The organism is Phytoactinopolyspora endophytica, assembly GCF_004138495.1.
GTDB classification, from domain to species: domain Bacteria; phylum Actinomycetota; class Actinomycetes; order Jiangellales; family Jiangellaceae; genus Phytoactinopolyspora; species Phytoactinopolyspora endophytica.
On sequence record NZ_ML142850.1, the window covers coordinates 474,970 to 487,254 of the forward strand.

At 65.8% G+C, this 12,285-nt stretch carries 13 protein-coding genes and 1 pseudogene; 5 read left to right on the plus strand and 9 right to left on the minus strand.

The features are described from left to right. From ELR45_RS40420 to ELR45_RS05485, 5 genes are all read left to right on the plus strand, one after another. The coding region (locus ELR45_RS40420; protein WP_240759177.1) for an RpiB/LacA/LacB family sugar-phosphate isomerase at positions 1-321 on the plus strand (321 nt) is incomplete at its 5' end. A gap of 4 nt (positions 322-325) precedes the next feature. After that, positions 326-1,102, plus strand: coding sequence for a triose-phosphate isomerase family protein (locus tag ELR45_RS05470; protein ID WP_129664056.1), 777 nt, complete (start codon positions 326-328; stop codon positions 1,100-1,102). Next, positions 1,099-1,893: a sugar phosphate isomerase/epimerase family protein gene (locus ELR45_RS05475; protein ID WP_129664058.1), complete on the plus strand. Its 795-nt coding sequence runs from the start codon at positions 1,099-1,101 to the stop codon at positions 1,891-1,893. Before ELR45_RS05470 ends, ELR45_RS05475 begins: the two co-directional genes overlap by 4 nt. After that, the gene (locus tag ELR45_RS05480; protein WP_129664060.1) at positions 1,890-2,747 is read left to right on the plus strand and encodes a phosphogluconate dehydrogenase C-terminal domain-containing protein; all 858 of its coding nucleotides are present in this window, start codon (positions 1,890-1,892) and stop codon (positions 2,745-2,747) included. Before ELR45_RS05475 ends, ELR45_RS05480 begins: the two co-directional genes overlap by 4 nt. A gap of 61 nt (positions 2,748-2,808) precedes the next feature. Further along, positions 2,809-4,293: a GntT/GntP/DsdX family permease gene (locus ELR45_RS05485; protein ID WP_205856068.1), complete on the plus strand. Its 1,485-nt coding sequence runs from the start codon at positions 2,809-2,811 to the stop codon at positions 4,291-4,293. 92 nt (positions 4,294-4,385) lie between these two features. On the opposite strand, the gene ELR45_RS05490 is transcribed toward ELR45_RS05485, so the two are convergent. From ELR45_RS05490 to ELR45_RS42265, 9 genes and pseudogenes are all read right to left on the minus strand, one after another. Then, the gene (locus tag ELR45_RS05490; RefSeq protein WP_205856070.1) at positions 4,386-5,405 is read right to left on the minus strand and encodes an amidohydrolase family protein; all 1,020 of its coding nucleotides are present in this window, start codon (positions 5,403-5,405) and stop codon (positions 4,386-4,388) included. Beyond that, positions 5,402-6,214 (minus strand): ABC transporter permease, encoded by an 813-nt coding sequence (locus ELR45_RS05495; protein ID WP_129664064.1) that lies wholly within the window; start codon positions 6,212-6,214, stop codon positions 5,402-5,404. The genes ELR45_RS05490 and ELR45_RS05495 overlap by 4 nt, the downstream gene beginning before the upstream one ends. After that, complete coding sequence (locus ELR45_RS05500) at positions 6,211-7,014, minus strand: ABC transporter ATP-binding protein (RefSeq protein ID WP_129664066.1); 804 nt, start codon at positions 7,012-7,014, stop codon at positions 6,211-6,213. The genes ELR45_RS05495 and ELR45_RS05500 overlap by 4 nt, the downstream gene beginning before the upstream one ends. Beyond that, complete coding sequence (locus ELR45_RS05505; protein WP_129664267.1) at positions 7,011-7,820, minus strand: ABC transporter permease; 810 nt, start codon at positions 7,818-7,820, stop codon at positions 7,011-7,013. The genes ELR45_RS05500 and ELR45_RS05505 overlap by 4 nt, the downstream gene beginning before the upstream one ends. A 49-nt stretch (positions 7,821-7,869) precedes the next feature. Then, a complete protein-coding gene (locus tag ELR45_RS05510; protein WP_205856071.1) occupies positions 7,870-8,715 on the minus strand; it encodes an ABC transporter substrate-binding protein in 846 nt (281 codons plus the stop codon). Between the two features lie 273 nt (positions 8,716-8,988). Continuing rightward, entirely contained in the window at positions 8,989-10,008 is a 1,020-nt protein-coding gene (locus ELR45_RS05515) for a LacI family DNA-binding transcriptional regulator (RefSeq protein WP_205856073.1), read from the minus strand. A gap of 276 nt (positions 10,009-10,284) precedes the next feature. Then, a complete protein-coding gene (locus ELR45_RS05520) occupies positions 10,285-11,058 on the minus strand; it encodes a nucleotidyl transferase AbiEii/AbiGii toxin family protein (protein ID WP_129664072.1) in 774 nt (257 codons plus the stop codon). Then, entirely contained in the window at positions 11,055-11,852 is a 798-nt protein-coding gene (locus ELR45_RS42515) for a type IV toxin-antitoxin system AbiEi family antitoxin domain-containing protein (protein WP_129664074.1), read from the minus strand. The genes ELR45_RS05520 and ELR45_RS42515 overlap by 4 nt, the downstream gene beginning before the upstream one ends. A gap of 143 nt (positions 11,853-11,995) precedes the next feature. After that, positions 11,996-12,181 (minus strand): annotated as a pseudogene (locus ELR45_RS42265) (flavoprotein); the annotation flags it as partial. Positions 12,182-12,285 lie beyond the last annotated feature (104 nt).

Genomic DNA, 12,285 nt, shown 5'->3' on the forward strand with positions numbered 1-12,285 from the left:
GCGGAGAAGGTCGCGGCAGGCCAGGCCGACCGGGCGCTGCTGGTGTGCGGCACCGGCCTGGGCGTGGCGATCGCCGCCAACAAGGTGCCCGGGGTACGCGCCGTCACCGCGCACGACAGCTTCTCGGTCGAACGCTCCATCCTGAGCAACAACGCCCAGGTGCTGACCTTCGGCCAGCGCGTCGTCGGCCTCGAGCTGGCCCGGCGCCTCGCCCGCGAGTGGCTCACCTACCGTTTCGACTCGGCCAGCGCGTCGGCCGAGAAGGTCCAGGTGCTCAGCGACTACGAGCAGTCCTCGGCACGGCCCTCGGTACGGCGCTGATCCGATGGCTCCCGGCTTCACCATCGGCGTCAGCCTGAAGATGTACTTCTCTCACGTACACACGCTCGCGTGGTGCCGCGAGGTGCGTGCGCTGGTCGGCTCGCACCCGGCGATCCGGTCCGGCGCCGTCGAGCTCGTCGTCCTGCCGACCTTTCCCGCGCTGGTGCCCGCCCATCTCACACTCGGGGAGGCGATCCGGGTCGGCGCGCAAGACCTGTCGGTCGCCGACGACGGGCCGCTTACCGGGGAGGTCGGCGGGCCGGAACTGGCCGAGATCGGATGCAGCCACGCCGAGGTCGGCCACGCCGAGCGACGTACGCTGCTGGGTGAGACCGACCGGACAGTCGGGAAGAAGCTCGCCGCTGCCCTGCGCAACGGCCTGGTGCCCATCGTGTGTGTCGGCGAGGCGGACCAGACGGACCCGGAGTCGGCGGCACGGACCGTGTCCGAGGAGCTGCATCACCTGCTCGGACCCGCCCGCGCTGACGGCCTGCACGGCCGGCTCGTCGTCGCGTACGAACCGCACTGGGCGATCGGCCGTCCCGAGTCGGCACCGCTCGACCACATCACCACCGTGTGCGGACGTCTGCGCGACGACCTCCGCGGTGACGCCGACTTCCCGGACAGTCACGTCATCTACGGCGGCAGTGCCGGACCGGGACTGCTCTCCGCGCTCGGCGACTCCGTCCAAGGTCTGTTCCTCGGCCGTTTCGCGCACGATCCGCACGCGCTCGCCCACGTCCTCGACGAGGTCCACACGCTGAAAGAGGTGAACGCATGATCGGCCTGAGCACCTACGCCTACCTCTGGCGCTGGTCCAGGCACAGTCCTGAACCGCTCAGCCTGCACGACATGCTCCACGACGCCGCGTCGCTCGGCGCGCATGTCTTTCAGATCTGCGACTACCCGCCGCTGGAGGGGATGAGCGACAACGAGCTCGCCCGGACCCGGAAACTCGCCGCCGACCTCGGCGTCGTCCTCGAGGTCGGGACCCGGGGCACCCACCCTGAGCATCTCAACCGCTACCTGCACATCGCGGAGGCACTCGACTCCACGTTCGTGCGCTCGATGATCAAACCCGGGGACGGGCCGGATCTGGAGGAGATTCCGCAGGTCCTCGCCGGTGTCCTGCCGGCGTACGCGGAGCGGGGCGTCGCCCTCGGGCTCGAGACCTACGAGCAGGTGCCCACCTCGACGCTCGTCGGAATCGTCGACGCCGTCGCGCACCCGGCGCTGGGGATCGTCCTCGACCCCGGGAACTGCGTGGCGGCGCTGGAACACCCGGCTGAGGTGGTCGATCGCACCTCGCCGTACGTGAAGAACCTGCACGTCAAGGACTTCGCCTTCAGCCGCCGCGACGGCTGGGTGGGGTTCACCTTCGCCGGTGCCCCGCTCGGCGAGGGCCTGCTCGACTACGACGACATGGTGCGGCGTGTGCAGCCCGCCGAACGCGGCATCAATCAGGTGATCGAGCACTGGCTTCCCTGGACCGACGACTTCCCCCAGACCGCACGCCTGGAAGACGAGTGGACACGGCACAACATCGAGTACCTCAGGAGTAAGAACCCATGAACATCAACGATCTGACCATCGCCGTGATCGGCGCCGGCGGGAAGATGGGCCAGCGCGTCTCCAACAACCTCAAGCGCACGGAAGCCACCGTGTACTATGCGGAGAACTCGCCGGCCGGGCAGGAACGGGTCCGGGATCTCGGCCTCGACGTCACGCCGACGGAGAAGGCGGTCGAGCACGCCGACGTCGTCATCCTCGCGGTTCCCGACACGGTGCTCGGGCCTGTCAGCGAACAGGTCGTCCCGATCGTCAAGGAGGGCGCGCTCGTCCTGACCCTCGATCCGGCCGCCGCGTACGCCGGACTGCTGCTCCAGCGCGACGGCGTCGAGTACGTCTGCGCCCATCCCGCGCACCCGTCGATCTTCCTGCAGCGCACCACGGAGGAGGAGTACGCCGACACCTTCGGCGGAGTCGCCGCGGCCCAGCACGCGGTGGCCGCCGTCGACTCGGGCAACGAGTCCGTCAAGCCGAGCGCCGAAGCCGTCATCCGGACCATGTACGCCCCGGTGATCGACGTGCACTGGGTGAGTGTCAAACAGCTGGCGGTCCTCGAGCCGACCCTGGTCGAGACGATCGCATGCATGATCGGCGAGCTTCTCAAGGAAGCCCTGGAAGAGACCGTGAACACCGTGGGCGTGCCGCGCGCCGCGGCCGAGGCCCTCTTCCACGGCCATATCCAGGTCGCCCTGGCCAACGCGCTGCGTGGTGACAACCCGTTCTCCGACGCCTGCCACATCGCCATGGGCCATGGCCGCCAACTCATCGTCAAGGAGGACTGGAAGCAGGTCTTCGACGACTCGGTGCTCGACGAGACGATCACCAAGATGCTGAAGATCGACACGATCAAACGCTGAACCCGACCGGCCACATTCGACCGCTCAACGATGAACGGAAAGGGCCTCTCCCATGAGCATTATGACCACCGTCGCCATCGCAGTCGCGGCGATCGCACTGCTGTTGTTCCTCGTGATGAAGCTCAAACTGCCCGCGTTCATCGCGCTGCTGCTCGTCGCCGTCGCGACCGCCATCGCGACCGGGATGCAGCTCGATGAGATCATCCCCACCGTCATCGACGGGATGGGCGGAACCCTCGGAAACGTGGCTTTGCTGGTCGGCTTGGGCGCCATGCTCGGCTCCGTGATCGAGAAGACCGGCGGTGCCGAGGCGCTTGCCGAGAGATTCATTCAGAAGCTCGGCCGGGAACGGGTCGGACCGGCTCTGCTTCTCGCCTCGGCCATCGTCGCCATCCCGATCTTCTTCGACGTCGGGTTCATCGTCCTGCTCCCGATCATGTTCAGCTTCGCCAAGGCAGCCGGGCACCGATCGCCGGTGTTCGTCGGGGTGCCGATCGCCGGGCTCATGGTCTACATCCACAACACGGTTCCGCCGCATCCTGGCGTCACGGGGAGCAGCACACTCCTTGGAGCCGACATCGGGCTGGTGACGATCCTCGGCATCCTCATCTCGGCCCCGCTGGGCGTCCTCGCGTACTACACCGGCAAGAGGATCACGTCCCGTCGGGAGTTCCCGATCGAAGCCGTCGTCCGTGAACGGTTCGACCAGACGGTCGAGCGCGACGACGACGAAGCTCGTGGCGGGGCGTCGTCGCGTGGCGGTGCGGGTGGTGGATCGTCGTCCGGACCCGGCGCCGCCGGCGGCGGACCTTCTTCCACGGACGGAATGATGGGTGGCACCGCCGTCGCCGTGGCGACCGGCCAACGGACCAAGCCCGGTCCGGGCGCCGTCGCCACCATGATCCTGCTCCCGATCGTCCTGATCGCGATCGGCACGGTAGGAGGTCTCAGGCTCGACGAGGACACGGACGCGGCACGTGTCGTGTCGCTGATCGGCCAGCCCGCGTTCGCACTGCTCGTCGCACTGACCCTCGCCGTCTACGTGCTCGGGAGCCGGCACGGCTGGGGACGGCAGGAGCTGGGCGACATGATGAACGCCTCACTCGGGCCCGCGGCGATCGTCGTCTTCGTCACCGGCGCCGGCGGGGTGTTCGCCACCGTGCTCACCGAGAGCGGTATCGGAGAGACGGTTTCGGATCTCCTGGTCGATTCCGGTGTCCCCATCCTTCTGATGGCATTCCTGCTAGCGACCGTGTTCAAGGTCGCGCAGGGGTCGGGCACCGTCGCGACGCTCGCGTCCGCCGGGTTGCTTCAGTCCGCCATCGCCCAGGGCGATTACTCAAGCATGCAGATCGCGCTGATCGTGCTCGCGGTCGGTTGCGGCTCGGTGGCGCTGTCTCACATCAACGATTCAGGGTTCTGGATCGCCAGCCGATTCCTCGGCCTCTCCGTCGCCGACGGCCTGCGCACCTGGACGGTCCTCACCACGGTGCTCGGCTGGGCGGGCATGATCATCATCACGGCGCTCTGGTTACTCGTGTCGTGAAGCTCGCTGCTGCCCGCCTCGCTGATGTCGGCGAGGCGGGCGATGCAGCGTGACGTCGCCTAGTCAGCCCGGGCCCCCGACCCTGGTGGGGTCTAATGTGACCGCGCCAGGCCCATCAGCGCGGTCACGTTGCCGGCGTAGATCCGCCGTCGTTCGTCGTCGTCGACATCCAGTTCGTCGATCACCCGGATCATCTCCCGCACATAGAGCGGTCCGCCCTCCGGGTCGAACGGGCAGTCACTGGCGAAGAGAACGTTGCCCACGCCGAAGAACTCCAGGCCGCAGCGGGTCCCGATCGCCGAGCCGGACAGTGCCGTGTCCGCGTAGAAGTTCCGAAAGTACTCGATGGGCTCCCGTTTCAGGCCGTCGACCAGCCGTTCATACGACGGGTCGTCGGTGCGGCTGCCGAATTGGTCCGCCCAGCCGAGCCGGATACGGCCTTCCATCGCGGGGATCATCGCACCCATGTGGTGCGTGATGACCTTGAGCCCTGGATGGCGGTCGAAGAGCCCGGAGAAAACCATCCTGGCCATCGCGGCGCTTGTCTCATACGGCCAGCCGAACGCCCACCAGATCTCGAATTTGGAGGTGTCCTCGGTCGGGTAGTCGGCGCATTTCGCGCCGCGCGCCGGGTGCATCCATACCGGAAGGTCACGCCCGGCCATCTCCGCGAAGATCGGCTCGAAGTCCGGATGATCCAACGGGACACCGTTGACGTTGGTGAAGACCTGTGCGCCGCGTGCACCGAGCACATCGATCGCGTATCTCGCCTCCTCGACCGCCGCGTCCGGTGCGTTCATCGGCAGCGAGGCCACGAAAGCTGGGAAGCGGTCCGGATGGTCGTCGACGACCTCACGCATCGTCTCGTTGGCCAGGCGAGCCAGCTTCACGGCGACGTCCGGGCCGGCCAGCAGTTCGATCGGCGGTGAGGACAGGGTGAGGATCTGCTGATATTCGTCGCCGAACTCCTCCATCATGCTGAGCCGGGCGTCCAGGTCATGCAACGCCGGAAGATCCAGCCAACGCTTGAGCGCCCCGGGGTCGGTCACGTGCTTGACCATCTCGTCGAAATAACGCCGCGGCAGTATGTGGCTGTACGCGTCGATCTTCACCCAGACTCCTTGCTGGTCGCCGGCACCCAGCCGGTGACCTTGCGGTCGACGAACTGAACGAGCGCGATGGCCGCGAGGGCCACGGCGATGATGACCAAGAGGATCGCCAGCACCTCCGCGCCGTCGAACCTCTTGCCGGCCTGCGTGACCATGCGCCCCAGCCCGACGACGGCGATGAACATCTCGCCGTTGATCATCCCGGTGACAGCCCGCCCCATGCCGAGCCGGATACCCGCGAAGATCATCGGCGCCGCAGCGGGAAGGATGACTCTGGTGACGAGCTGCCATTCACCTGCGCCGTACGAGCGCCCCATCTCGATGAGCGAGTCGGAGACGTTCTCGACGGCCGACGCCGTGTTGATGATCATGATGAACGCCGAGTACATGAAGACCACCGCGACGATCGACGCCTGTCCAGCGCCCAGGATCGAGAAGAAGATCGGCGCGAACACCAGCGACGGTGCGGTCAGCAACGCGTACACGTAGATGCCCAGGGCGGCGTTCACTCGCCGATACCGGCCCATGGCCGTCCCGACGACAAGGCCCGCGACCAGTGACAGCGCGAAGCCGAGAGCCAGATTGCCGAGGCTGGTCAACAGGTTCCCGAAGATGTCGCCATCCGTGATGAGATCCCCCAGCACACCCAGCACGTCGGACAGCGGCGGGAAGAACGGCACGTCGGCCAGCCGCCCGATGACCTCCCACGCCAGCGCAGCCACGACCAGGGAGAGCAGGCTCGCATTGACCTTCCCCGCCGCGGAGACCCAGCCAGTACGGGCCGGCGCCCGGGTTTCTGTGTTCGCATTCATACGCTCGGCCCGCTGCCCGCCACCACGCTGCGCTCCTCGTGCATCTCGCGGAGCCGCTCCCACAGGTACGCGGTGATGTTCACATAGTCGCTGGAGCGCTCGACGCCGCCGACGTCGCTCGACCTCGGCCGTTCCAGCGGCACGGGCACGATCTCGGAGATCTGGCCCGGCCGGGCGCTCATCAACACCACCCGGTCCCCGAGCAGGACCGCCTCCTCCATCGAATGCGTGATGAACACGACGGTGAGCCGGTTCTTCTCCCAGATCGCCAGCAACTCCTCCTGAAGGAGCCGACGGGTCTGCTCGTCCACCGCGCCGAACGGCTCGTCCATGAGCAGTACGGACGGCTCCACGGCAAGCGCCCGGGCCAGCCCGACACGTTGCTGCATTCCCCCGGAGAGCTCGCCCGGACGCTTGGACTCGAACCCGGAGAGCCCGACCAAGCTGATCAGTTCCCGCGAACGCTCTTCCCGCTCCTTCTTTCCGACGCCGCGCATGCGCAGCCCGAAGGCCACGTTGTCCAGCACCGTCGCCCATGGCAGGAGCGCGAAGTTCTGGAAGACCATGCTGCGGTCGGGGCCAGGTCCACGGACCGGAGCACCGCCGATCGCGATCTCCCCCTGATCCCACGGCAACAGACCGGCGATCATCTTGAGCATCGTCGTCTTGCCGCAGCCGCTGGGGCCGAGAACCGTCAGGAATTCGTTCTCCTGAACGGTCAGGTTGACGTCGTCGAGCGCACGAACCGCGGCTCCGTCCTGCCCGATGAACGTCTTGCCAAGCCCGGATATCTCGATCATCGCTGGTTGGCTCCCTTCTGATTGTTCGGCGCCCACGGCGCGACTTTCCGTTCGAGCAGACGCGCGAGCGAGATGAGCACCAGCGCCTCGATGAGGATGGCCGCGATCGTCGCGTAGAGCGCGGGACCGTTGAACATGCCGCGATACTCGAGGATCAGATTGCCGAGCGCGAGCGAGACCATCAGGAGCTCGACGATCACCATCCCCGTCACCGCACGGCCGAGGCCCAGCCGGATACCGGTCATGATCGACGGCAGCGCACCCGGGATCAGGATCCGCATCCAGATCTCACGCTCGCTTGCACCGAAAGAACGAGCCATCTGGATGAGGGCCGGATCGACCTGACGCACTCCCGCACGCACGTTCACGATGACCATGACGATCGCAAAGATCGTGACCAGGATGACCCGGGACAGCAACCCGAACCCGACCGACATCACCAGCAGCGGGATGATCGCCGCCATCGGCGTGACAAGGAGGATGTTCAGGTACACGTTGAGATACCGCTCGAGAGTGCGGAAGCGGCCGAGGACGACCCCGACCGGCACCCCGATTCCGACGGCAAGTGCGAAGCCGATGACGAGGGCCTGGTTGCTGACGAACATCGCGTCCCAGAACTCGCGCGTCCCCACCAGCTCTACGAAGGCCTCCACCGTCTCCGTGAAGGTCGGCACCAGCAGACCGCCCCAGACTGTGCCGTAGACCTGCCAGCCCAGCGCGAACAGTACGAATGTGCCGATCTGGTACGTGAGGTTGGAGTCGAGCGCGCGAACCCACGCCGGCCGACGACGCGCAGCCGTGACCATCGGGCTGCTCGTCGGCGCCGTCGAAGGACGAACCGTCTGGGCCATGGCGCTACCGGAGGAACGAGAAGTCGGCGGCATCGGCGGCATCCATCTCGTCGATGATCCCGGCTTCGACGAAGAAGTCGATCGTTGTCTGCATGTTCTCCTCGGTCAGCGCCGCCGCGTCGAACAGCCCGGCGTCGACGTAGCTGTCCGCGATCGCCGTCAGCGTCTCGTCCGGTGACTCTCCGAGATGCTCCTCGACGAGCGACACCAGATGCGCGGGGTCGGCGTTGATCTTCTCGTGCTCCTCCACCAAGGCGTCCACGAAAGTCTGCGCCGCCTCAGCGTTGTCGGAGAGGAAGTCCGCATTGGCATAGACCGTCTGCGGGTGCACGTCGGTCAGATACTCAGCGAAGTCGACGACGCGATTGAACGTGGCATCCGTGGTCTGCTCAAGCGTCACGACATCGGCGATCTCCAGCGCCGTCGCTGTGATCTCGCCGGAGACGAGCGCCTGGGCCCTGACGTCCGAGCCTCCGATCACCAGGTATTCCGGATCGCCGTTCGAGCATTCGTCCGACACCCACGACTTCACCATCGCGGTGGCGACCGCGCCTTCACTGAAGATTCCGACCGGCGCGCCGGCGAGGTCGTCGCAGGCCGAGACCGTCTCGTCGCCATAGACCGCCCACTGGTTCCCGACGACGTCCGCGATGATCCGGATCGGCGCGCCCTGTTGAGCCGCGATCAACGCCGGGCTGGTGGCCTCCGCCGAGATCGCGTAGTCGCCTTCGGCCAGACCCTCGATCGCCAGTTCAGGCTCGGCGAGTTCGACGACATCGATGTCGTAGCCCTCGTCACGCACGGTGTCGAGCGCCGCCATGATCGGGACCGTCGTGATGTCCGGTTCCACGAGCGCCACCGTGAACGCGTCCGAGTCGGACCCCGAACCACCGGAACACGCTGTGACGAGCATGGCGGTGCCGGCCAGCCAGAGACCGGCCCAACCCGTCGCCGAGAACTTCGTTCGGTATCGATCCCGACCTGGCGAGCTACACGTCCCGAAGCCACGTGACTTACGTGAATTGCTCTCTAGCTGTGCGGCTCTTGTCGACGACATTGTCCGGCCTCCTCTATCAGCAGCGGTGACGAGACCATATCGGGATCGATCCCGCTCGTCAATAGCTCACCCGATGCGCGCCACCGACTCGCGCTGGACCAGCTCCGGCCGGCTGTGCCGGGACGACGCCGCCGACGCGGTCGCATCGAGTGCGAGCTCGACGGCGTTGCGAGCCAGGTCGTCGAAGGGCACCCGGACGCTGGTGATGGGTACGGCGAGCTGAGCCGCGATGGGCGTGTCGTTGTAGCCGACGACCGACAGGTCCTCGGGCAGCCGGAGTCCCGAACGCTGCACGGTCGCCATCAGACCCACAGCCAGGCTGTCGTTCGCGGTGAACACGGCCGTGGGCGGATGCGCCAGCGCCAGCAGCCGCTGGGCCGCCTGGCCACCCGCCTCCATGCTGAAATCGGAATGGTGCACCAGCTCAGCGGCGACCTCGAGGCCGGCCTCGAGCATGGCATCGCGGTAGCCGCTCTCACGCTGCTGCGAGCTGGACGCGTACTCGGGCCCACCCACGAAGGCGATCCTGGTATGCCCATGTTCCACCAAGTGCTGCGTCGCGAGGTATCCGCCCAGACGATCGTCGACGAGCGCAGCCGAGGACTCGCCGTCGGTCCGGATCGCCAGGGCATAGTTGACCTCCTGATCGCGGAGTTCGACGAGCAGTGGGTGCGAGCCATCCGTGCGTGCCGTCGTCAGGATCAGACCGTCGACGCGTTGCGCCACGAACGCCCTCCCCCGCTCGAGCTCCACCCGGGGGTCATCCCCGGTGGTGATCACGGCAGCGTGCATGCCACGGGTGTTGCACTCGGCGACGATCGCCTCGTAGAGCATCGCCATGACGGTGTCGGTGAGCCGCGCGACGACGACGCCGATCACACCGCTGCGCTGTCGTCGCAGGTTAGCGGCCCAGTTGTTCGGCACATACCCGAAGCGTCGGGCGACCTCTCGCACCCGCTCCGCAGCCGGGCCACCCGTTGGCGAGCGACGATCGAGCGCCCGGGACGCCGCCGAGCGGCTCACTCCCGCCAGGCGTGCAATATCGGCAAGTGTCAGCGATTTCTCGCCCTTGGTGGTGTCCGCCACGTCGCCCTCCTCGATGCCATGCGCGACTGAGAACACCCTATGCGGGATCGATCCCGCGCGCTGCATCCGAACCGCATAGTGCGCCTCTCAGGCCGCACGAGGGCTGCAGCCGGCGCTGGTGAGGCGCCTGCCACGGGGTTATGCCCCCGTGGCCACGGACACTCGCTTCATGGATCCTAGCGGCGAGCTACCCCAAGAGCCGGGGATCAGATCTCCCCTGCCAGGCACTGCACACAGCATAGTGAGCCTACGCGCACGTACTGCGCACAACTTGGCTCACAAGCGCCGGAAGAGCTCCTCGATAACCAGATCCGCAGCAGCATCAATGTCATACGCGTTGGGCGCCGCATTCACCAGGGGATCCAGATCACCGCGGAATTCGGCGTCGGCGACCTTGGATCGTAGGTTCTTCTCGGCAACTGTTGATGTGAGACCTGGCGGGCGATACATCGCGAATGCCTTCATGATCTGCTCTGGATCCAGCGACAACGCAGTCAACGCGAGCCAGAGATCAAACAGATCACGTCCCTTGGAACGCTGGTACAGTGCTCGGACCTTGGTCGCCATGAGCTCGACCGGATGACACGTCAAGATATCTTCCTCGCCCGTCCACCATTGCGAGTTGACCTGATGTCTCAACCGGACGGGCTCGATCAACGGCTCACGTTCACGAGTGTTCACCTCGATCTTGATCCGCAGTTTGCTGCCGTCGACGGCACGCCCCCGCCACAACACCTTCGGATACGTCCCGATCTTGGTAGACACCTCGAACTCCAGCTGCTTTCCAAGATCAGTCAGTGCACGGGTCAGCTTCCCAATTCCATCATCAGTACGACGAACGTAGTCCAAATCCTCGCTGTATCGACGGGGCCGATCGAGGTGAAGCTTGTGAAGGGCTGTCCCACCGCGGAAGATCAGCTCCTCGCCAAGGTACGGGTGACGCCCAATCGCGCAGATCGCGCGGGAGAGCAGCAAGTCCTGCTCGACCTGAGCCTGGAGCGGCCAAGGATGCTCAACCGACCAGGCGGTAACGAACACTTCGGGGATCATAGGTCTGGCTCCACCTCCGCATTCACGCGAATGCACCATCGAGAATCGACTGAACCGCGTTCTGGTCTATCAGGTCTCAACAGGCTCGGTACTTCTGAACGGCGGCGCACAGCGGCGGAGAGCGCTTCAACATCTATGCCAGGCGCGACGAGGTCTAGCAACCAACCGACGCGCCTCCCGGCCGCGACAGGAAAGCTCAGACTCACACGTGCGAGCTCGCTCATGTCAAGCACGCCGTCCTCTACCAACTCCGCGAGCACCGTGGCGGCGTTGGACAAACCAGCAGCTCGCCGCAGATCATCGCACAAGTCGAGCGCTGTCACCTCCGGCGTCGCAAGCCACACGTAACCGGTCGGCACGTGATGGCGTACACGTGGTAGTCCCTGGAGACCTGCACGTGTCACGAAGTCGAACCGAGTGCGTCCCACCGCGCGGGCGGCCAGACGAGCGTCAACCGCGACCTGGAACACCTGTGGACGTTGGTGAGCCGCGCCGTGAATCTCGGCTGCGGAGAGCCAGCCCACGTAGTACTCGCGGCCCAGATGCAGCATGAGATCTTCGATGAAGTGGATACCGGGCGGCGCTCCCCAGGTGCGGTATTGCGCGGGCACCGGGATCCATAGTCCGCGTGCCGGGCTGACCAACTGCTTGCGTAGCGCGGATGCTCGCAGACGCGTTCTTACCTGTTCGGGTGTGACTCCAAGGAGGTCAGCGGCGTCATTCGTATCGATCGACGTTCTGCCATGCGAAAGTAACCAATCAGCCAGATCACCAGCGCGGACCTGCTCGGCCATCCCACTGCACCACCTCTGATGTTGCTATAGTTACGATATTCGTAACTATAGCAACATCATGCCTAGCACGACAGCCGACCACGGAGACCTGATCATCGCGTTTGCCACCCAGTGTCAACGTACTTAGCGTAAGTACATTGACACTAGTTCTCCGCCGTACCGCGAGTAATGATGTGGTCCACGGCGCCCTCCAGGCTCTTCGGCTTCGCGTAGAAGGCCGGCACCGGCTGCACGATCGAGACGCCCATACGAGCCAGCTTCAACATGTTCCCAGATGGATCTCGCTCAACCGGAGCCTCCCGCACCGTGAGCGCCAGCCGACGCCGTTCCTTAAGAACGACGTGCGGTCGTCAGACGTCGACACCGAGGTTGATGTAGCCGAGGTAGCCGTCGTCGGTCTCGTCGACCATAAGAAGGTCGACCACGTCATAGA